This is a genomic window from Cognaticolwellia mytili, from assembly GCF_002104475.1.
Classification (GTDB): Bacteria; Pseudomonadota; Gammaproteobacteria; order Enterobacterales; family Alteromonadaceae; genus Cognaticolwellia; species Cognaticolwellia mytili.
In genome coordinates this window covers 457,076-478,616 of the sequence record NZ_NBOF01000003.1, presented here as the reverse complement: position 1 = coordinate 478,616, position 21,541 = coordinate 457,076, and the positions used below count along the sequence as shown (strand labels likewise).

The window sequence follows — 21,541 nt, the reverse complement described above, 5'->3', positions numbered from 1 at the left end:
ACTTTCCTTTTGATAAAAAAATGGCTCATATGTCCCCATATAAGCCATTTAAGCGATTGCTCAACAGAATGTCAATCTAAAAGGTCTATTTACCTTCAGGATTCATGATATCTTTGAAACTTGCTTTTTTGTCTGACACTTTAGCACTTTCAAGTAACAATTCTACCGCTTGCTCTTCTAATGCAACATTTTGCATTTGTTGAGCAAGTTCTTTGTTAGTTTTGTAGTACTCGATAACTTCAGATGGGTCTTCATAAGCAGAAGCCGCTGACTCAATAAGTTCACTTACTTTAGCTTCGTCAACTTTTAATTCGTTAACTTTGATTACTTCACCTAAAAGCAAACCAGTTTTTACACGACGCTTAGCTTGTTCTTCGAACATCTCAGCTGGTAATTCTGGTAAGTTATTCGGATCCATTTGGCCAGCAAAACGTTGCATTGCTTGCTTACGTAGTACTTCAATCTCTTGCTCAACTAAAGCAGCAGGAACGTCTAATTCACTTACTTCAAGTAGACCTTCAATAACTTGCTCTTTAACCTTAGCTTTAACAGCTTGGTTAAGTTCGCGGGCCATGTTTTTGCCAACTTCTTCACGAAGTGCTGTAACACCACCTTCTTCTACACCGAACAATTTCGCAAACTCTTCGTCAATTTCAGGTAGAATTGGACCTTCAGTTTTGTGAACAACAATATCAAACTCTGCGTCTTTACCTTTAAGCTGTTCAGCATGGTAGTCATCAGGGAAAGTTACTGTGATTGTTTTCTCATCGCCAGCTTTCATGCCCGTAATTTCTTTTTCGAAACCAGGGATCATACGACCAGAACCTAGTTCAAGGTCAAAACCTTCAGCTTTGCCACCTTCGAATTCTTCGCCATCAACACGGCCATTGAAATCAATAGTTAGCTTGTCGCCTTTTTTAGTTTTGCGTTTGTTTTCTTTCCATGTTTTGTGCTGGTTTTGTAAAGTTTCAAACATTTCGTCTAAATCTTCATCAGTCACTTCAACAGCTGGACGTTCAACAGCAATTTTGTCTAAATCTTTTAAAGCTACTTCAGGGTAAACTTCAAACGTTGCTTCAAATTCAAGCGCTTTACCATCTTCATTGCTTTTAGCAACAAATTCAGGGCGACCTGCTGGGTTTAGTTTCTCAGCAACAATCGCGTCAACAAAGTTACGTTGCATTAATTCACCTGCAACTTCTTGACGAACTGATTGACCGTAACGCTTTTGAATAACTGATGCTGGTACTTTACCAGGACGGAAACCATTAATACGCTGGGTCTTGCTTATATGACGAAGACGATTTTTAACTTCAACATCTACTGTTTCGGCAGGAACTGAAATCGAAATACGACGTCCCAAACCTTCTGTAGTCTCAACTGAAACTTGCATTTAATTACCTCAAAAACTTAGCGTAAGTACGCTTCTTATTAACGCATCTAATATATTCAATATTACTTTTATTTAAAGTAATATTTTCAGCTTGCCAGTATTTACTAGCAAAGCTCGGAAAATCCGAATAAAGATGTTCAGATTAAAATAATGACGCGAAATTATAGCGGTGCTTGAAACAAGAGTCGAGTAATGAACGAAAAAAAATTGAATTTTATTAAAAATGAAACTAATTAAAGCTTAATAAAGTTATTTTGAATGAATTTTTAAGAGTTTCGTTAAAGAATTTTGAAAAGAAAGTGGTCGGTGATGCAAGATTCGAACTTGCGACCCCTTGGACCCAAACCAAGTGCGCTACCAAGCTGCGCTAATCACCGATATACTTTTTACTAAACACATACAAAAAAATGGGGTGGCTAAAGGGACTTGAACCCTCGACAACCGGAATCACAATCCGGGGCTCTACCAACTGAGCTATAGCCACCATTGTATGGCGCGCCCTGTAGGATTTGAACCTACGACCCACGCCTTAGAAGGGCGTTGCTCTATCCAGCTGAGCTAAGGGCGCACATTGCCTACAGATGCTAAATAAACTTTACATTAAAGTTTACACTTTCTTCCATAAAAAATAAAAAAAAGTGGTCGGTGATGCAAGATTCGAACTTGCGACCCCTTGGACCCAAACCAAGTGCGCTACCAAGCTGCGCTAATCACCGACATATTCGTTAAGAAAGCTTGCTCTCTCAACGGGGGCGGATATTACCTAGTTGCCCGTTGCGCGTCAAACACTTTTTTTAAATAAATGTTCGTTCGCTCACTTTTACAGCATCTTGATTAAAATAACACTATTATTGACAAGAAAACACAAAGAATGATTATTATATCACCACTTACAGCTAGGAAATAAGTTTTAGATAATCAATAGTCTTATTTTCTACAAATAACTTTTCTATTGTGCGAAAATAACAACGTTTTTTAGCCCATTGTGAAGAATTATGACTGCAACTCTTATTGACGGTAAACTAATCGCGCAACAATTACGCCATTCGATTAAAGATAAAGTAACTAAACGTGTTGAGAACGGACTACGTGCGCCGGGATTGGCGGTAATTTTAGTCGGTTCAGATCCTGCATCACAAGTTTATGTTGGTAGTAAACGTAAAGCTTGCGAAGAAGTAGGTTTTGTTTCACGTTCATATGACTTAGCCGCGACGACTTCACAAGACGAATTATTTAACTTAATTGATGAATTAAATAATGATAGTGCTATCGACGGCATTCTCGTGCAGCTTCCATTACCAGAAGGATTAGATGCAAACTTAATTATTGAGCATATTAATCCAAAGAAAGATGTTGATGGCTTTCATCCCAATAATGTGGGAAAGCTAGCTTTAAGACAGCCAGGACTTCGACCTTGCACACCTAAAGGCATTATCGAATTAATAAAATCTACTGGCGCGGAGCCTCATGGTTTAGAGGCTGTAGTTGTTGGTGCTTCAAATATTGTTGGCCGCCCAATGACACTAGAACTTTTACTTGCTGGCTGTACTGTAACAACAACTCACCGCTTCACTAAAGATCTGGAAAATAAAGTTCGTAATGCTGATTTATTAGTTGTTGCGGTCGGTAAACCGGAGTTTATTCCCGGAGAATGGATAAAAAAAGGTGCTATCGTGATCGATGTTGGTATTAATCGCTTAGATAATGGCAAACTTGTTGGTGACGTAGGCTTTGCAAAAGCCAAAGAGAGTGCTAGTCATATTACACCAGTACCTGGCGGTGTTGGCCCTATGACAGTAGCAAGTTTAATTGAAAATACTTTTATCGCCTGTAATGAATTTCATAGTAACTAGTACCTTTCACTATTTATTAACTCGCAGCAGCCGAAATACGGCTCTGCGGGTTAGAATTTCAATCCCAACCAAATACTAGCATTCTAATAGCACTCTTTTAATTTATAATTTCTCTATCCCTGAGATATTCACAACATTAAATAGCGGTATGCAACAAAGACTTTATCGACTAATAATCTCAATGTTGTTGTTCATAATTAACTGGTACCTTTTGGCCTTTCCTAGTTTAACTCTTAGATGCAACTTCAAGTTGTGTGAGTATGGTAGTGATTCATTCGACAAAATTTTCTTGGGGTAACGTCAAACCAAGATTTAAAGGCGCGATGAAAAGCACTAGGTTCTGAATAGCCCAAGTGTGTTGCCAAGGCTTCAATCTCAAATTTCTCACTGAGCAGTAAGTTTACTGCTTGGACTTTTAATACCTCTTCTTTAAGTTGACGAAAACTTGTGCCGTGTTCAAACAAATTTCGTTGTAGGGTACGCTTATGTAAACCTAACGACAATTCTACAAATTCAATACTTGTATGAGAAAATCCACCACTCTCAATTAGCTCTTTTATTGAATCTATTAGCGCAACACCTGACCTTTTAGCGCTTAGTAATTCTTCTGCATAGGCGATATTTATTCGGTAAAGGCTAATGTCGCAACCTAAAAGTGGCTGGTCAAATTGTTGCGTGGAAAAACATATGGCAAAATTTCCAGTTCGATTGACAACGTCACAACCCAGATTCTTAGCTAACAAACGCGCGCTTAAACTTGACGGCACATAAAGTCGTTTGATATCCACCATATTATTTGAAATGGCTCTGATTATTCCTATAGTGCCAACAACAACAGCTAATACTTGGTGAGTATTAACCGGTATACTACTCGGCTCGGCGATATACTCACAATATATTGCTTTTTCGCTACCCTCTGGATTCTCATCAAAGTGGAAGCTACCACTTTCACTAATTAAGCTTTGAAATTTTACTAAATTTTGTAATGCTGAACGCACATTGGGGCTGTGCCAAATAACGGGAGCTAGTACGCCAATAGCGCGATAATTTTGCACTGAACCGATTTTAAGCCCTAGCAGAGGATCTTTTGCCAACTCGTCAGCTCGATGCCACACCTTTCTAGCGGTACTAACTTCTAAGCGATAACCTGTCAGTAGCCGTCCGGCATCGAAACCTTCTATGTTGTTAGTAATTTGCTCAGTATCTAGGCCTAAGTTGGTAAAGATACTCATGAGGGCGTTGATCCACTCACCTTCTATATAATGGTATTTCATAAAACCAAACTTACAAGTTACGAATTAATTCCATAGTCACCTATGTCGTATTATGTCTATTTTACGTTATTTTTGTCAATGCGCTATAGCATAAATAAAGTGATACTACGTATTATGAAAATTAATAATAACTGAGAATGAAACATGAGTGACTACAATATAAACGGGTTAGCAATACCGCTGTTTATAATATTCATGGCCATTGAGTATCTATTTTTAAGATTAAAAGGCAGAAACCTGCATCGTTATAATGACACAGTAACCAGTTTGACTATGGGATTATGTTTGTTGATTTCAGATGCATTGCTGAAAGCTTACACCTTCGCCGTATTCATTTATTTGTCAGAAAATTACAGAATATTTGATTTTACTAGCCAAGATCCCGTTACTTGGTTGTTGTTCTTTTTTGCCGTGGACTTGTGCTATTACGCTTTTCACCGCATGGCGCATGAAATTAACATTCTGTGGGGAGCTCATGTTGGCCATCACCAAAGTGAAGAATATAATTTAACTACGGCATTAAGACAAAGTGCATTTCAATATGGGTTTTCTTGGGTGTTTTATTTACCATTAGCCATTTTAGGCTGTCCACCAGCGGTATTTTTAGTGTTGTTTGTTTTATTAAAAATTTATCAATTTTGGTTGCACACTCAAGCAGTACAGCGAGTTCCTGTGCTGGAAGGTATATTTTCCACACCGTCTAGTCATCGCGTTCATCACGCTAAAAACCCAATTTATGTTGACCGCAACTATGGCGGTACGTTGGTGATATGGGACCGAATGTTTTCAACCTGGCAAGCTGAACTAACCAGTGAGCCTTGTCATTACGGTACCACGCTACCGTTAAACACCTTAAATCCAATTAAGGCAAATTTTCAGCATTGGACAATGTTAGCAAAAGATAGCCTACATACCCGCTCATGGCGCAATAAAATAGGCCTGTGGTTTAAATCGACAGGCTGGCGCCCAGAAGATTGCAGAAAGCAAAGTTATGTGAAAAAACCGCTACAAAAGACCGGCTGTGCCGTACGTAAAAAATATGATCCACAAGTCGGCACCATGACAAAAATTTATAGTGGCTTCTCCCTGTTATGTATCGTCCTAGTTGCCATGATGTTTATATTTTTGGCACCAACACTACCAGCGATAACTTTGACATTAGGCACTATGACAATGGTTTATGGACTTGTGGTCATTAACGATTTTTTAGAGGGAAAAACGCGCTTTGCTATCTTGGAAATAGCCCGTTTACCTATCATGTTTTGGTTGGCGAGTACGTTATGGTTTAGCACTTCTACCAGTCATATTGTCGACACCATTGTGATGAACAAATCTCCCGCACAAGTATTGGCCTATGCTAGTTCACCGGCGTTATGGTCAGATTGGCATTCGAAATCTTCAACGGTATATGTCGATTCGATGCAGCCACTTAAACAAGGAGATACATTTGAAGAGGATATTCAAACAGCTTTGGGCCAAAACAATTTAATTTGGCAGGTAGTGGAAAGTAGTGATGAACGTTGGATTGCTCACGCTGAGAATCAAACTAATGGTGCCAGTATTAAGCTGCAATATCGTGTGCGGGCATTGGGAGGAAATACTGAGTTTGAAAGAACTTTGGATTACACTTTACCTAACGCCGCATTAGTCGCGATAAATGCGTTGTATTTTAAATCACAGGTAGAAATAAAGTCAGAGAAAGCATTAGAGCGTCTACGAATAGCAATTGAGCAAAAGTTACCGTGAAATAAAATATTTTCAGCTAAGTTCACTCGTGCAGCAATAAAAAATAAATATTAGTTTAGATAATATGCATACATAAAGAATAGTCAATTCTATTAATTGTACAATTTGCGGTAATGCTAAGTGACACATTACCGCAATTATATCAGTGCTTTTAGCCTTTACGCCAAGTCGTTTTACCTGCACTGTCTTCTAATATAACGTTTAATGCTGCTAACTTATCACGAGCATCATCAGCCATTGCCCAGTCTTTATTAGCACGAGCTTCATTACGCTGCACAATTAACGCTTCAATTTCTGCTACTTCATCGGTATCACCGCTTCCACCTTGTAAAAAGTCTTCAGGTGAATTTTGCGCAACACCTAAAACTTCACCTAATGAAACAAGAATAAAGGCAAGTTTACCGGCTGCTGTAGCATCGTCAGCTTTAACACGATTTATTTCTTTTGCTAATTCAAATAATACTGGCATTGCTTCAGGACAATTGAAATCATCATTCATGGCTTTTTCAAAACGTTCAACGTATTCGTTGCCTTTTAGCTCAACCTTGATTGGCGTAACATCACGTAAAGCGGTGTAAATTCGCTCTAAGCTTGCACGTGCTTGCGTTAAATTATCTTGTGAATAATTCAACTGGCTACGGTAATGGCTAGAAGTTAAAAAGAAACGCACAGATTCCGCGTCATATTCATCCAGTACGCTACGTAAAGTGAAAAAGTTGTTTAATGACTTTGACATTTTTTCTTTATTAATTTGTACCATACCGCCATGCATCCAGTAATTTACGTATGGCGTATCATAAGCACAGCATGATTGTGCTATTTCATTTTCATGATGTGGAAACTGTAAATCTGAGCCACCGCCGTGAATATCAAAATGCTCACCTAAGTGCTTACTGTTCATCGCTGAACATTCAATATGCCAACCTGGACGACCTTTGCCCCATGGAGATTCCCAGCTAGGCTCATCTGGTTTAGCCATTTTCCATAAAACAAAATCTAATGGGCTATTTTTAGCTTCATCAACGTCAACACGAGCGCCCGCTTGCAGCATATCTAAATTCTGTAAGCTTAGTTTACCGTAATCTTTAAAACTACTAACATCGAATAACACATCACCATTACTGGCAACGTAAGCGTGTTTACGTTCAATAAGACGGGCAACTAAGGTGATGATTTCGTCCATATGGCCAGTAACTGTCGGCGCAATGTCTGGGCGCATAATATTAAGATCATCAAAATCTTGATACATTTGTTCAGTCATACGTAACGTTAACGACTCACAACTTTCACCATTTTCATTAGCGCGCTTAATAATCTTGTCATCAACATCAGTAATGTTTCTAACATGCGTTAAATCGTAACCTAAATATTTAAAGTATCGCGCGATAATATCGAATGCTACATAGGTTCTCGCGTGACCAATATGGCAACGGTCATAAATGGTAATACCACAAACATACAAACCTACCTTATTGGAAGTGATTGGCTTAAAAACTTCTTTTTTCCTACTTAAGGTATTATAAATTTGTAACATAACGGCACTTTTTCCTATGTAATATGAATACTTAATTGAGTTCTAACATTCTCACAGCGAGAATTAGCGCAATTGTACCCCATGTATTGCTGTGAATCATTAGCTTGGTTAAATTTGCCGAGAAATAGCCAATGAAATTTTGCCGAGAAATATTCAATTGATTAAGTTACAATTCGCGCAATTAAATTTCTTTCTTATTTACGAGAGCTCAAATGATCACATTTAAAACAACTTTAGGCGATATTCAAATCGAACTAGATTTTGACAACGCACCTGTTACTGCTAAAAACTTTCAACAATACGCTGAAGATGGTTTCTTCAACGGCACTATTTTTCACCGTGTAATTAAAGGTTTTATGGCACAAGGCGGCGGTTTTGCTTCAGGTATGGGCGAAAAAGACACGCGTGCAAGCATTGAAAACGAAGCAAATAATGGCTTAACCAACGCTCGTGGTACTTTAGCCATGGCACGTACTCAAGACCCACATTCAGCATCAGCACAGTTTTTCATTAACTTAGCTGATAACGATTTCCTTAACTTTAAAAGTGAAGACGTGCAAGGCTGGGGTTACTGTGTATTTGGTAAAGTTGTTGAAGGTATGGATGTTGTCGACAAAATGACGTTAGTTGATACCGGTCGTATGGGTTTTCATGACGATGTACCAAAAGAAGAAATTTTGATCGAAGAAACAATCGTAGCGTAGTTTTAGATTAACGACGAAAACTCTATGAGCGAATCTTCTCATAAGGTCAATAAATCAGCATTAACTTACTTTATTGCTGATTTACACCTAGCCCAAAACAGGCCCGATATTACGGCCTGTTTTTTATCTTTTTTACAAAATGATGCACCCAAAGCCGAAGTTTTATATATTCTTGGTGATTTGTTTGAATATTGGGTCGGTGATGACGACGACAGTTCATTTATATTAGAAATATCCCAAGCAATAAAAAACCTTTCAAACCTTGGTTGTAAAATTTACTTTATTCATGGTAATCGTGACTTTTTGCTCGGTAAACGATTTGCAAAGCAATCAGGTATGGAATTACTACCCGAAATCACCTTAATCGACTTATACGGCAAACCTGTGGTTATCATGCATGGCGATACACTATGTACGCGTGATGTTGGTTATCAAAAATTTCGTAAAAAATCTCGAAGTTGGTGGTGGCAAGCCATCATTAAAAGTTTACCGCTAAGTGTTCGACGAAAAATCGCCAGTAATTATCGCGACCAAAGTGCGTCAGCAACAGCAATGAAATCACAAGATATTATGGATGTTACTGAAAGTGAAGTAGTAGACTGCTTGAGCCAGTATCAAAGTCAGTTAATGATTCATGGCCATACTCATCGCCCTGACATCCATGACATTGTTGTCAGTAATCAAGCCGCCCAGCGTATTGTACTGGGTGATTGGTACGAACAAGGAGCGTGGTTAAAAGCGACGCCCGATTCGATCGAATTAATGAATAGTCCATTTGAATTAAACAAGCAATAAAAGTCTATTTAACCTGAACTCGGGATAATGAATTTCATAACTAATTGAAATCATTTCGATAAGTTAATCTCTGTGCACAGTAATGATAGTTTAGTGGTTATCAAGGCATTTTCACGTATCCAATAGCGTGCTATTGGTCGTGGAAATAACGCGGAGAGCCGCTAAAATAGCGTTGCTGTGTGGAATGGCTTATCCCGAGTTCAGGTTATTTACTGCTCTGAATATCTTCATTTTTTCACGTCCATGTGAGCGCCATATACTATTCTTCCTGAATACAAAAACGCCTAAGCATTTGCTTAGGCGTTTTATTGATCGCTTTACCAAATAAATAAGTTATTTAGCCATTTCGCTATTAACCCAGTCGTTAACGCGACGTTCTAGAATGGCTAATGGCATTGCACCACCACCTAAAATAGTATCGTGGAAGCCTCTAATATCGAAACGGTCACCAAGTGCTTTTTTAGCATTTTCGCGCAGCTCAATAATTTTTAACATACCAATTTTGTATGAAGTTGCTTGACCAGGTAATACTAAGTAACGACGTACTTCAGAAATAATAGCTTCTTCTGCAATCGGGGTTTTTTCTTTAAAATAAGCAATAGCTTGCTCTTCAGTCCAACCTTTTGTGTGTAAGCCAGTATCAACAACCAAACGTACAGCACGCCACATTTCATTCACTAAACGGCCAAAGTCAGAAAAGTCATTTTCATATGCGCCCATTTCTTTTGCCAATAGTTCTGCATATAAGCCCCAACCTTCACTATAAGCCGTAAAACTTGCTTGCGTTCTAAATTGCGGTACTGAGGTTAGCTCTTGCGCAATTGATATTTGCATATGATGCCCAGGGTTACCTTCATGGTAAGCAACACCTTCCATTTCATTTTTTGGCATTGATGACATATCAGATAAATGTGCATAATAAACACCTGGACGACTACCATCTGGCGTACCAGGGTTGTAGTGTTGCGCCGCACCGTCTTGCTCTCTGAATGCTTCAACACGTTTAACCACTAAATCAGCTTTTGGTAAAATACCAAAATATTCTGGTAGTAGTTTATTGATAACACTTAGGTATGCGTCAGTGTCAGTAATATAACCTTCACGGCCTTCATCAGTATTTGGATAAAAGAATTGCTCATCGGTTTTAATAAAATTGAAGAATGCTTGTAAATCACCTTCAAAACCAACGCGCTCTTTAATCGCGATCATTTCATTGGTGATACGAGCAACTTCTTGTAAGCCAATTTCATGAATTTCAACGGCTGACAAATCAGTCGTTGTTGAAACACCGATCATATGGTCATAGAAAGCTTTACCATTGTTTTGCGTAGAAACACCTGTAGGGTTGCTAACAGTATTTACAATATCACTTTCAAACCAAGCAATTAGTGCTTGGTAACTAGGCAAAAATGCCTTAAGTAGTTGTGCTTTTGCCTCTGCTTTTAACGTTTTAGCTTGCTCTGCAGTAATTTTTTCAGCATCAACTAAACCTTTGATTTTTCTTTGTACGTCCATCCAAAGCGGTGAGTCTGTTGCATCTTCAGCTGTTGAAAATGGCAGGCCGGAAATCAAGTTATTAGACTGTTCAATTACACCTTCATAAGCAAATTTAGGTGGACGAGTACCCGCTTCAGCATTTTCTTTTGCGCGTACTAATAATTGGTCAATTGCAGTACTTACACCGCCAATACGCTTAATGTACGCTTGCATATCACTTAACTCATCAACACGGTGAAAGTTAATTAAAAATTGCGCGGCAAACGCTTGAATACCATTAAACTGCGTAAAAATATAGCCGTTTTTGTTAAACGCTTGACCGGCTTGGTCCTTTTCATTTTGATAAACCCAAATATCGTATGAAATTTTCGCTTCAGCGGTTAGCTTGTTGTAATCAAAGCTAGACTTTAACTCTTCAACTGTTTTTGCTTGCCATGCTAAATGCTTTTTTTCAAATGCTTCTGACATATCGTTCATTTGGTCGTATTTTTCTTTACGCCCTAAAAACGTCAACATGATAGGGCTACTTTGCAATTGCTCTTCATATTTAATTGCAAACCATTCATTTAAGCGTTGTGATTCACTTAGTTTATTTTTCTGAGCCGTTTGAGTTACTGACGCTTCAGCTACAGAAGGTTGTGTGGTTGAAGTAGGTGTTGAGCTATTCGGTTGGCAGGCAGATAAACAGGCCACAGCTCCAACCAGTGCAATCATAGAACGCATGCTATATTTTCCTTATTATTATAGTAATTCTTATGTGAATAGAACGCGTATTAATAACGCCTGTTCGCATAGTAGCGATTTATAGTTGTAATTAAAAATTGTAAGCACCAATATTCATAATTTGTTACCTAAAACGTTAGTTGGACAGATTGCTGTATTCTTAACTTATGTTCGTCGGTACACCACTATGAAATTTAAAATCGTTATCAGGGCTAGTCATTAATTTTGCTTCAACTTCTGCAAAATGAGCAATTCGGTTATCGACTTTTTCAGCTTGCTCTGGACCGGCAATTTCTTTTGCTAACGTTAAGTAATCTTGATAATGACGTGCTTCTGAGCGCAATAACGAAATATAAAAATCACCTAAGCGTTTATCAACATGTGGCGCAAGTTTAGCAAAGCGTTCGCAAGATCTCGCTTCGATATAAGCGCCAACAATTAATTTATCGATAAGTGCATCAGGCTCAAATGTTTTCACCTGTCTCAATAGCCCTTTTGCATAACGGCATGGTGTAATACTGCGATACTCAATACCGTATTCATCCATTATCTCTAATACCTGATAAAAGTGATGTAACTCTTCCTTGATCAGCAAGACCATTTTATCAATTAGGCTTTGGCCATAAGACGAATCAGCTTTTGGAATGACTGATTTAGTTAATTTATTTTTTGCAGCAAGCGTACGCCAATCACCTTCACGCTTATAAATAAGCGTTTCAAATGGCTGTAGCCATGCAAGAAGCACATCACCGCTTGCTTTATCAACAACATATTTACGAATTAAAAACATTGCTGATTGCGCTGCTTTTAGTTCGCATATTAAGTGATCAATTAATATGATTGGTAAGTTTTTCTTCTTAACAGCTTCATCAATCCACGCTTGTGGTGTTTCGCATTTTAGGAATGATTGTATGGGCGCTAATAATTTTTCAGTCGTCATGATAAAGAGTAAATCACTAAAATTTGTTTCAAATTGCTCTCAACTTTACCATACGTAATAAAAGAGTATTGTAATTTTTACACGAAAAGTAAGTGGTTACTCATTTTAATGTTCAATAAAATGGTCTAAAAAATATTTCCCAATGAAATTGCATCTCAGTAAAAACAGATTATCCTAAAAAACGGCTATGGCAATAATTTTTTTCTAAGCGACAAAGCATATTTTGATTCTTTATCATTAACATCAGTAAAGTTAATGACCCGCTGAATAGAGATAAATCCTGTTTCTTTTTGGATGACACCATCAACGGCAAAATATGCACTTAATATACAAGTATCACCCCACTTTTCATAAGCTTAAAATTCTCCTGGAGGTAGCAAACAAGCAGCACTAAATAATGCCCCTGCCTGTTCTTTTTCGTCAAATGCCCACAGTAATTGAGCTGCCCTTTCGAGTACTTCAATATTATCTTTAAATGTTATTGAAACTTGCTTGATCAAAGAAAAACCATTTATTTTATCTCGCGTATTTTGTAGATAATCCATCATCGCCATTTGTGCGAATACGGAGTTGTTTACCATGAGTTTATCAACAATTGGCTTTTGCTTATCACTATCACCGCCTATCATTGAAGGTTGATCATAAGCGTTTGCCGCAACATATTGATAACGTTAATTTTAATGCGCTAGTTTCGTCATTTTAATGTTAGCAATGACATGTTTTTTATAAATTGACATTTTACTGAATATTGACGAATTTTTTGCATAGTGATACCACAATATTCCAGCCTAATAATGAAAATTTTCATTATTAGGCTGGCTTGCAAGCAAAGCCTCCAAATCATCATCGGCTCCATCAGCGTTACTACGTATATCAGCTGCTATTGTTAACATTGCTAACTCAGACATTATTAGTTTATTGTCAGCCTGATTTGCGTTCAGATCAATGATAATTGCTTTTGCTCGCTGATAATCACGATGAAAATATGCTTTTTTCGCATCTTCGAGTGTTTGCGCGTTGACGTTAAACACAATCACTGTCAACCATAAAAAAACACAATCGTTTAATATACTTTATATTAATTCCTATTATAGAGAATGGAACAAGTAACAGGAGTCTCTGTAAAGGTTTAGGTCTTTACAGAGGCTTCAAAATCACTATAGGGATGCTTTTAAATCAATAAGTTACATTTTGAAATTTAGCTTATTGATACTCGACGGTTAAAACATTATCGACAAGGTTTCTATCGATACGGAACCGATTAGGATCAATACTGACATGACTGGGTTTCGCTTTAGTCTGTAAGGTAATCGAAGTGCGATCTTTATTAAATGTTACTTTTTGATTCTGTAACATATTGGCATTGTCCACTTCCGGAAAGCCTTCGTACAAAGCAATATCTAAGCTGTCGTTAATCGCTTCTTTTTGCTCTGTATTAGATTGCGGATCTAACACCAATTTTAGGGTACTGATATCAATTTCAATTTCATACAAACCATTAGCTAGTTGAACACTTTTAGCACTGTGTAATGCAAAATCATGAAAAACCACGCGTTTGAATAAATCATCAATCATCACTTTTTGGTTATCGTCTGACACTAAATAAAACTCATTCAATAAATCGAGTGATGTTGGTTTACTCGGGTAACCATGATTCTTTAATAACCCTCGCAATGCTTTATTTATTTTCTCTTCACCCAATAAATCCAGTAAAGCATGCATTGTTTGTTTTCCTTTCGCATAATAGATATGCGGTTCCATTCCTGTTGAAAATAGGGGTTTTTCTATATTGTTGCTATATGGTCTAGTACGTAAATAACGGTCAAGTGACAGATGAACTTCAAGGTTAGTTGAATACTCACCATAAACCTTTCTGGCGAGCACTAGCTCACTATACTTACTTAACGTTTCTGTTAATAAGGCATAACCTCCAACATAATTTGGATCGATATACCCTCCCCAATATTGATGAGAGAACTCATGAGAAACACCCCGTAACAAAGGGTTAAACTCAGAAATATCGACATTCCGATTGTCGAGATTGAAAAAGCGATTTTCTACACCAAGGTACATATCTGGCTGTGCACTACCGAATGATTGAGCACTAGAAAAATAAGGTAACTCTACAATAGTAAATTGGTTTGCGCGATAAGCGCCAAAGTTCTCGCTAAAGTAGTCCATCGTTTGTTTAAGCGCTTCTAGTGTAAAATGGTTATCTTGATCATGCTCAGGGCTATGAAATAAATTAATTTCAATACCATTGTATGATTCACTAACCCGCTCAAACTCTGCAGAGGTGTACGCTAATTGACGCTGTACTTTATTATCGCTTTTATAGTGGAAGAAATTTCTATCGCCTTTCGACCACATGCTTTGTAAGCGACCAACGGTAACCACTCGTTGAATTTTATTGGTAGACACTGTTGTTTCAAAATTAACCCAATCTTCACTGACCTTTTTGATATCAAATGTAGGCATAGTAAGTTTGACGAGAGGCAAACCTCTTTTCACTCTTTCTTCTTCATCATCAATAACATAACGCATGTCATATCCGAATTGCGGCATAATATCTTCCAGTTCAATATATGCCCCGCCTTTAGTCACGTAGTGCTCACCATCAAGCTCAGCAAAGGCATTATGGCTAACCGAAAAGTTAAAATTAAGTGTCCTTTTCTCACCTGCTTTCATCGGTTTGTTTAATCGAAAAAAGTAGCTTTGATATTTTTCATCATAACGTGCAAGCTCTGCCTCATTGAAACTAATAGTCTGCTCTATATGGCTTTGCTTAAATATAGACACCATAACATCACTAATAATACTATCGGTTTGGTTCTGGATAATATAACGCCCTTGTGCTTGATAGCGACGTGCATCAGGATAAATATCTACATCAACATTAATATCAATTACGGTCGGTTGAGGCTGTTCAGCTAACTTAGCGTATTGAGTTTCGTAATCCGCCATCATCTGTAATGTCTGCTCTTTCGATGAATATTCGTTAAAGATATTAGTTTGATAAAAGACATAACTGCCACTGAGTAAAAATAAAGCGAAAGTACTGCTTAATACCCCTTTACCAAACAGTGAGAGTTTTTGAGATACATTTGACGAACCACGTTGCCAAAACTTAACGGTTAAGAATGAAATGATAATGCCAAAAGACAACCAATACAGGTTATACCAATGAACAGCATCGTCATGATAAATAGTGTCGGCCATATCAGAAAATAAAAAGTCAGGGCGGTATGCCAATATCGTTAAGGGGTGATCCAAATCAAGGCTTTTCACAAAAACACTCAAGATGAAAATACCGATAGCAAAGAGTAATCCTAAGGCTTTATTTTTAGCTAATCGTTGTAAACTAAGTGCCAAGAAAGCGGCTAAAAGCAAGGGTATTCCAACGTAATAATACAACATTAAATACAACCAAGGCTGAATATCGAATATGCCTTGAGAAAGCTGAAAACCGATTGCAGTGATCACGCTACTCGTGACTAACGTTAAGCAAATCATAATAACGGTGCTTAACTTTGCTAAATAAAATGTTAAGTTTCTCGTTGGAGTAACATCAATGAGCGAATGGATATTTACAGTGCGTTCATTCCAATATAACTCCACAGAATAAAAAATGGCGACTAACATGCCAATATCAGTTAGAGGCTGCATTAAAAGCTCGAGTATCATCGATGTTAAAGGGTAAAAACCTTGACCATTATTGATAGGGCCATCAAAAATATTGCCCATTAAGTTACCTAAAGTAAAAACCATAGTAACCAGTAATAAAATAATGAATGTTTTACTTTTGGTCGCGGTAAAGTATTCCAACTTGAATTTTGAAAACCAAATTTCGATATTAAACTTTTCAAAGTCTTGCTGAGGAACCACTGCTTGATATGCCCTTACCTGAGTTACTTTTGTCTGGCTTATCTTTTTACCAATTGATGCAGAAGACTTTTTCTCTGCTTTTTTAACCACTCTAAACGTAAATTTATGATAGGTGAATGCGAATAAAGCCGCACTTGCCGCTAACCATAGCAAACGATTTAAAAGTAGATTGCCAGAGAACTCTGGTGTAAGAACGTTGCGTTGTTCACTCGTCCAAAAAGCAGACTGTTCCATAAAAGCGATTAAACCGTAAGGCTCTAATAATGCAGCAAAACCAGAGCTATCACTCAACAGCGTATTAGATGATGCCATCATTGGAGAATTACCTAAAATAGAGACTAAAATGTAAAGTACATAAATAGCAATGCCCGCCACATAAACGGTAATCGTATTTTTAGACAACATTGCGGTAGCAAATACCACCGAAGAGCATAGTAAAATACTCGGCAGAATGAAGGTGCAGTAAACTAAAACATAGTTACCTAGATGAAAGGGGCCAATTAATTGCTCATCTAAAAACAGTAAACTTATCATCATGGCAATAAAGACAATTAAAAAAAGTATCATTGCGGCCGTTACAACGCCTAAATAACGACTCGCTAGATATTGAAACTTATCTATCGGCGTAGTGAAAATTATTGGCTCCATTTTATATTGACTGTCTCGTATCAGTGTTGCTGAAGCAAGTACACACAGCGCAAATATAATATTTGGAGAGACAAATAAGATGGTTTGCGTAATAGCGTAAGCTGAATTAGCGAAAAGCAAAGCAGAGCCACGCTGAGAGGTAATTAGCACTGCCATCCAAACAAAACATAGGGTTACAGCCCAAAAGCTACCTTGTTTAAGGTGATACTTGAGTTCAAATTGTGTTAGCTCTTTAAGCATGTTGGCCTCCTAACGTAGTTGGAGTCGCTTTGGCATTGTTCTTTTCACGAGCTAATTGATGTAATACAGAGAAGTAAACATCTTCTAAGTTCGCTTGTACCGGCTCAAAGCCAATTTCTGGTTGAAAGTTACTCTGCACATTAATTTGTGTCTTTCCAGTGATCAAACGCTCAGAAATCACATTAAAGTGAGATTTATAATGCGCTAATTGATCTTTGTTGATCATCTTGCTCCAGATGGTACCTTCAATATTACTAATAAGATCTGCAGGTTTACCTTGTAGCGGTACCTCACCAGACACCAAGATAGCCATATTCGGGCAAAGCTGACTAACATCTTCAACAATATGTGTAGATAAGATAACAACAATGTTCTCACTTATTTCACACAACAAGTTATGGAATCGGTTACGCTCTTGTGGGTCAAGACCTGCAGTTGGTTCATCAACAATAATCAAGCGAGGCGAACCTAACAATGCCTGCGCAATACCAAATCGTTGGCGCATGCCACCGGAATAAGAACTAACATCTTTGTTTCTCGCATCATATAAATTAGTTTGATGAAGCAACTGCTCAATTTGGTTGTTACGCTCATTTTTATCGGTTATTCCTTTTAAAAGCGCTAAATGATTTAGTAAGTCGTAACAGGAAGCTTTCGGGTATACGCCAAATTCTTGTGGTAGATAACCTAAACAGTTCCGAATAATATTAGGGTTTTCTATGATGTCTTTATTATCGAAGCTTATTTGACCGTGTGAAGGTTGTTGCAAAGTAGCAATCGTTCTCATTAATGAAGATTTACCCGCACCGTTTGGACCGAGCAAACCGAATAAACCTGGCTCTATATCTAGAGAAACTGACTTGATTGCTTGAACGCCATTATCATATGTTTTAGATAAATTTCTTATGGTTAACATCATTTGCCTTTGGGTATCGATTTAATATAGTCGTAGTGTACAATTGATAAAAATGAAGTAAATGACGTAATGTCTAACGACGTTTAAAGGTGGACGAACGACAACAATTACAGTTGAACGTACCGTTTAAATGTCATTAAAAGCAATAATTATAATTACTGCTACGGTTTAACATAGGTGAACATTTGAAGTCTTCATTAAAAACTATTCTTTTTATTTCAGTATATTCACTGGTACTTTACGCGATTTATCAAATGGCTAACCGTGACATATTGCTCATGTTTCTAACCTTTTCATTAATGATACCGCTGGTTTATTTATTGAATGACCGTTACAAGCAACAGCAACATATTGCGCACTTACATGAAGAAACACTAAAGTCTGAACTTAATCTGTTAAAGAGCCAAATAAACCCACACTTTTTCTTTAATACTTTGAACAATTTATACGGCTTAGCGGCTGAAAAATCTGAACATACCCAAGAGGTGATCTACAAGCTTTCACAAATGATGCGCTTTACCATTTATGAAGGACGAAAAAATACGGTAACAATAACCGATGAAGTTGAATATCTAGAAAATTTTATTGAGCTCAATGTTATTCGCTATAAAAACAAACTCGATATAAATTTTGAGAAAAATATAGAAGATAGCCAACAACGTATTCCGCCATTACTATTTATAAACTTATTAGAAAATGCTTTTAAACATGGTGTTGATAGTCAATTAGAACACCAGTATATTCTTTTTTCACTACAAACAAGTAAAACAAAAATTACTTTTACGATAGAGAATAATTTCGATAAATCGGTACATGATAAAAATAAAGCTAAGCGTGCCTTTGGTGGCTTAGGGACTGAAAATTTATCGCGCCGCTTAACATTACTTTTTCCAAAGAAACATCAATATACTCGCCTTATAGAAGATAATCGCTATATAGCCAAAGTTATGATTGATTTAACCTAATTGTCCACAACTAAATAAACATTATGCAAATAAACTACTTAATTATTGATGATGAACCTATAGCCCACACTTTAATTGAAAAGTTTGCCGATGAACTCGATTACATGAAACTAATAGGTAATTGCCATAATGCCATGTCAGCTCTGCCCTTACTTAAAACTCAACAGGTCGATTTAATCTTTTTAGATATTAATATGCCGAAATTGAATGGTTTTGAGTTTTTAAAAACATTAGCCAATCCGCCACAAATTATCATTATTTCGGCCCATAAAGAACATGCTTTAGAAAGCTACGAATATACTATTGCCGACTACTTACTTAAACCCTTCAACTTTGAACGCTTTTTTAAGTCAATTCAAAAAGTCATGGGCAACATATCAACAATTCCAGAGCCCACATCCTCAACAGATTTACCTATTGATAAAAGTATTTTTATTAAAGATGAGAAGAAAAATCATAAAGTAGCCTTGAGTGACATTGACTACATTAAAGCTGAAGGTAACTACACGTCGGTTAATCTAAAAAATCGACATATATTAAGCCAGATGAAAATTTCAGATTTTGAGAAACTGTTACCTAAGGAAGATTTTAGCCGTATACACAGATCTTACATTGTTGCTCATCAAGCAATGACATTAATCAGTGCTAATGAAATAAAACTCGATGATACTTCACTGCCTATAGGCAGAGTATATAAAGGCAATATACGACATTTAATAGAGAATAACTTGTTGTCAATAACTTAACTTGCACATATTTACATTTAGCTCAAAAATAAGGTGGTCAATAAGTACAATACTTAGGTTTCCAGGCTCCATCTATTCCTTCCGCTAGGTTTAACACTTTAGAAATGAAAAAATTGGTGCTAACAATTTTTGGCTCGACATTCAATTAACCTCTTCACGATAACATTTCGGATTAGTTAAATTTTATCATAATCATATTTAGAGACCTTTGATTATTTACAATAAAACTAAATTTCCTCAGGTCTGTTGAACCTTTGTGGTCAAATTCCGTTCAATACAAAAGCGTTTTAATTGAGGCTAGTCATTCTGATCAAATGTATCTTACAGCTCCTGCATCCTGCACACGCTAAATATCCATCTCTATATAGGCAATAAATAGTGAAACTTTTTTAGCAGTGTTTGTTGAAAATTTTTACCGTCTTATCACCTTTTCCTGTGGAACAACCACATAACAAAACTCTGCCTTTATATAAATAAAGGCAAATGGCTGTAAAACAATCTCAAAATTTCAACTAATTTTAATCTTCTTGCGACTATTTCTGTTCAAGCATAGTACTCATCATTAAAGCATAATTTTTCATACCTTGATAATATTACAAACGCCTAATGCGAGCCGTAAGTACAGAGCAACGAAAGCAAAATAGCAACACTCAGCCACCTAAAGCTGTATTTTCAAGTGGTTTTGCTATTCACATAACTGAAAACACAGGAAGTAACAAAATAAACCCTATCTCGCTTGTAATAATCCACCCAATAAGAAATGATTAGTTAATATAATAAAAATAAATATAATCAAGGAGTAACAATGTTAAAAATTAAAGAGTTGTCGAAAACATATGATAACGGTGTTCATGCACTTAACAACGTATCTTTAGATATCCCTAAAGGAATGTATGGGCTGTTAGGTCCTAATGGAGCAGGTAAATCTTCATTGATGCGAACTATTTCAACGCTGCAAAGTGCAGATAGCGGTTCAATCACATTTGATGGTATTGATGTACTCGATGACCCACAGAGTTTGCGTCAGCGCCTAGGCTACTTGCCACAAGACTTTGGTGTCTATCCACGTATTAGTGCCTATGACTTGCTTGATCATATGGCGATATTAAAGGGAGTTAGCAATAAAGCCGAGCGTAAAGAGGCTGTTGATGGTTTGTTAGCACATACAAACTTATATCAGCATAAAAAGAAAGCAGTTAGTGGCTTTTCAGGAGGAATGAGACAACGCTTTGGTATTGCCCAGGCCCTACTAGGCGATCCTGACCTACTCGTGGTTGATGAGCCCACCGCAGGTTTAGACCCTGAAGAGCGGAATAGATTTCATAATTTATTGGTCAGTTTAGGTGAAGAAAAAGTCATTATTCTCTCTACGCACATTGTTGATGATGTTTCTGAGTTATGTCCTAACATGGCAGTATTAGCATCAGGCCAAATATTACTTGAAGGCAATCCAATTGAACTAACAGAGAAACTTAACGGACAAATTTGGCGTAAAACCATGAGTCAGCAAGAGGCTATTGAGGTTGAAAAGTCAATGCCGGTTATTTCAAAACGTTTATTTGCAGGGCAAACTATTATTCACGTGATGGCTGAGCAAACACCCTCTGGCTTTGAAACGACTCCAGCAAATTTAGAAGATGTCTATTTTTCTACGCTTCACTCTCATCGTAACGCAACATAAG

Annotated in this window: 16 protein-coding genes and 4 tRNA genes; 7 read left to right on the top strand and 13 right to left on the bottom strand. The window is 37.2% G+C overall.

Annotation, left to right across the window (positions count from 1 at the left end):
* Positions 1-85 precede the first annotated feature (85 nt).
* The 5 genes from tig to B7C41_RS11645 all read right to left on the bottom strand — a co-directional run bounded on the left by tig (position 86) and on the right by B7C41_RS11645 (position 2,109).
* On the bottom strand, positions 86-1,393 hold the full coding sequence (tig, locus tag B7C41_RS11665) for a trigger factor (protein WP_085299089.1): 1,308 nt from the start codon (positions 1,391-1,393) through the stop codon (positions 86-88).
* Between the two features lie 300 nt (positions 1,394-1,693).
* Positions 1,694-1,770: transfer RNA gene (locus B7C41_RS11660), tRNA-Pro, on the bottom strand.
* Positions 1,771-1,801: 31 nt separating this feature from the next.
* A tRNA-His gene (locus B7C41_RS11655) sits at positions 1,802-1,877 on the bottom strand.
* Positions 1,878-1,884: 7 nt separating this feature from the next.
* Positions 1,885-1,961, bottom strand: a tRNA-Arg gene (locus B7C41_RS11650).
* A gap of 71 nt (positions 1,962-2,032) precedes the next feature.
* Positions 2,033-2,109: transfer RNA gene (locus B7C41_RS11645), tRNA-Pro, on the bottom strand.
* A gap of 279 nt (positions 2,110-2,388) precedes the next feature.
* Here B7C41_RS11645 and folD point away from each other — a divergent pair.
* Positions 2,389-3,246: a bifunctional methylenetetrahydrofolate dehydrogenase/methenyltetrahydrofolate cyclohydrolase FolD gene (gene folD, locus B7C41_RS11640; RefSeq protein WP_085299088.1), complete on the top strand. Its 858-nt coding sequence runs from the start codon at positions 2,389-2,391 to the stop codon at positions 3,244-3,246.
* Positions 3,247-3,491: 245 nt separating this feature from the next.
* Here the strand turns inward: folD and B7C41_RS11635 are convergent, their stop codons facing one another.
* A complete protein-coding gene (locus B7C41_RS11635; RefSeq protein WP_158089123.1) occupies positions 3,492-4,478 on the bottom strand; it encodes an AraC family transcriptional regulator in 987 nt (328 codons plus the stop codon).
* Between the two features lie 327 nt (positions 4,479-4,805).
* On the opposite strand from B7C41_RS11635, the gene B7C41_RS11630 reads away from it, so the two are divergent.
* Positions 4,806-6,266, top strand: a complete 1,461-nt coding sequence (locus B7C41_RS11630) for a sterol desaturase/SRPBCC family protein (RefSeq protein WP_235839696.1) — start codon at positions 4,806-4,808, stop codon at positions 6,264-6,266.
* 151 nt (positions 6,267-6,417) lie between these two features.
* Here B7C41_RS11630 and cysS read toward each other — a convergent pair whose 3' ends face one another.
* A complete protein-coding gene (gene cysS / locus B7C41_RS11625; protein ID WP_085299085.1) occupies positions 6,418-7,800 on the bottom strand; it encodes a cysteine--tRNA ligase in 1,383 nt (460 codons plus the stop codon).
* Between the two features lie 212 nt (positions 7,801-8,012).
* Here cysS and B7C41_RS11620 point away from each other — a divergent pair, with 212 nt between their 5' ends.
* The gene (locus tag B7C41_RS11620; RefSeq protein ID WP_085299084.1) at positions 8,013-8,504 is read left to right on the top strand and encodes a peptidylprolyl isomerase; all 492 of its coding nucleotides are present in this window, start codon (positions 8,013-8,015) and stop codon (positions 8,502-8,504) included.
* A 24-nt stretch (positions 8,505-8,528) separates the two neighbouring features.
* Positions 8,529-9,299 (top strand): UDP-2,3-diacylglucosamine diphosphatase, encoded by a 771-nt coding sequence (locus tag B7C41_RS11615; protein WP_085299083.1) that lies wholly within the window; start codon positions 8,529-8,531, stop codon positions 9,297-9,299.
* A gap of 333 nt (positions 9,300-9,632) precedes the next feature.
* Here B7C41_RS11615 and B7C41_RS11610 read toward each other — a convergent pair whose 3' ends face one another.
* The 6 genes from B7C41_RS11610 to B7C41_RS11585 form a co-directional block, all read right to left on the bottom strand.
* A complete protein-coding gene (locus B7C41_RS11610) occupies positions 9,633-11,519 on the bottom strand; it encodes a DUF885 domain-containing protein (protein ID WP_085299082.1) in 1,887 nt (628 codons plus the stop codon).
* A 160-nt stretch (positions 11,520-11,679) separates the two neighbouring features.
* Positions 11,680-12,459 carry a tRNA isopentenyl-2-thiomethyl-A-37 hydroxylase MiaE gene (gene miaE / locus B7C41_RS11605; protein ID WP_085299081.1) on the bottom strand — a complete coding sequence of 260 codons (780 nt, stop codon included), beginning with the start codon at positions 12,457-12,459 and terminating at the stop codon, positions 11,680-11,682.
* A 356-nt stretch (positions 12,460-12,815) separates the two neighbouring features.
* On the bottom strand, positions 12,816-13,088 hold the full coding sequence (locus B7C41_RS11600; protein ID WP_085299080.1) for a hypothetical protein: 273 nt from the start codon (positions 13,086-13,088) through the stop codon (positions 12,816-12,818).
* Between the two features lie 159 nt (positions 13,089-13,247).
* Positions 13,248-13,490, bottom strand: coding sequence for a hypothetical protein (locus B7C41_RS11595; protein ID WP_143764381.1), 243 nt, complete (start codon positions 13,488-13,490; stop codon positions 13,248-13,250).
* Between the two features lie 172 nt (positions 13,491-13,662).
* Entirely contained in the window at positions 13,663-17,232 is a 3,570-nt protein-coding gene (locus B7C41_RS11590; protein ID WP_085299078.1) for a M1 family aminopeptidase, read from the bottom strand.
* On the bottom strand, positions 17,225-18,148 hold the full coding sequence (locus tag B7C41_RS11585; protein ID WP_085299077.1) for an ABC transporter ATP-binding protein: 924 nt from the start codon (positions 18,146-18,148) through the stop codon (positions 17,225-17,227). The genes B7C41_RS11590 and B7C41_RS11585 overlap by 8 nt, the downstream gene beginning before the upstream one ends.
* Before the next feature lie 185 nt (positions 18,149-18,333).
* Between B7C41_RS11585 and B7C41_RS11580 the strand changes: the two genes are divergently transcribed.
* The 3 genes from B7C41_RS11580 to B7C41_RS11570 all read left to right on the top strand — a co-directional run bounded on the left by B7C41_RS11580 (position 18,334) and on the right by B7C41_RS11570 (position 21,540).
* Positions 18,334-19,113 carry a sensor histidine kinase gene (locus B7C41_RS11580; protein WP_085299076.1) on the top strand — a complete coding sequence of 260 codons (780 nt, stop codon included), beginning with the start codon at positions 18,334-18,336 and terminating at the stop codon, positions 19,111-19,113.
* Positions 19,114-19,136: 23 nt separating this feature from the next.
* Positions 19,137-19,859 carry a LytR/AlgR family response regulator transcription factor gene (locus B7C41_RS11575; RefSeq protein WP_211279517.1) on the top strand — a complete coding sequence of 241 codons (723 nt, stop codon included), beginning with the start codon at positions 19,137-19,139 and terminating at the stop codon, positions 19,857-19,859.
* Between the two features lie 805 nt (positions 19,860-20,664).
* On the top strand, positions 20,665-21,540 hold the full coding sequence (locus B7C41_RS11570; protein WP_085299075.1) for an ABC transporter ATP-binding protein: 876 nt from the start codon (positions 20,665-20,667) through the stop codon (positions 21,538-21,540).
* The last annotated feature ends 1 nt before the right edge of the window (position 21,541 follow it).

What these genes read in the sequence shown, in the direction of transcription:
- tig (WP_085299089.1), bottom strand. Translation starts at nt 1,393, where the DNA reads ATGCAAGTTTCAGTTGAGACTACAGAAGGTTTGGGACGTCGTATTTCG.
- folD (WP_085299088.1), top strand. Translation starts at nt 2,389, where the DNA reads ATGACTGCAACTCTTATTGACGGTAAACTAATCGCGCAACAATTACGC.
- B7C41_RS11635 (WP_158089123.1), bottom strand. Translation starts at nt 4,478, where the DNA reads ATGAGTATCTTTACCAACTTAGGCCTAGATACTGAGCAAATTACTAAC.
- cysS (WP_085299085.1), bottom strand. Translation starts at nt 7,800, where the DNA reads ATGTTACAAATTTATAATACCTTAAGTAGGAAAAAAGAAGTTTTTAAG.
- B7C41_RS11620 (WP_085299084.1), top strand. Translation starts at nt 8,013, where the DNA reads ATGATCACATTTAAAACAACTTTAGGCGATATTCAAATCGAACTAGAT.
- B7C41_RS11615 (WP_085299083.1), top strand. Translation starts at nt 8,529, where the DNA reads ATGAGCGAATCTTCTCATAAGGTCAATAAATCAGCATTAACTTACTTT.
- B7C41_RS11610 (WP_085299082.1), bottom strand. Translation starts at nt 11,519, where the DNA reads ATGCGTTCTATGATTGCACTGGTTGGAGCTGTGGCCTGTTTATCTGCC.
- miaE (WP_085299081.1), bottom strand. Translation starts at nt 12,459, where the DNA reads ATGACGACTGAAAAATTATTAGCGCCCATACAATCATTCCTAAAATGC.
- B7C41_RS11600 (WP_085299080.1), bottom strand. Translation starts at nt 13,088, where the DNA reads ATGATAGGCGGTGATAGTGATAAGCAAAAGCCAATTGTTGATAAACTC.
- B7C41_RS11590 (WP_085299078.1), bottom strand. Translation starts at nt 17,232, where the DNA reads ATGCTTAAAGAGCTAACACAATTTGAACTCAAGTATCACCTTAAACAA.
- B7C41_RS11585 (WP_085299077.1), bottom strand. Translation starts at nt 18,148, where the DNA reads ATGTTAACCATAAGAAATTTATCTAAAACATATGATAATGGCGTTCAA.
- B7C41_RS11575 (WP_211279517.1), top strand. Translation starts at nt 19,137, where the DNA reads ATGCAAATAAACTACTTAATTATTGATGATGAACCTATAGCCCACACT.
- B7C41_RS11570 (WP_085299075.1), top strand. Translation starts at nt 20,665, where the DNA reads ATGTTAAAAATTAAAGAGTTGTCGAAAACATATGATAACGGTGTTCAT.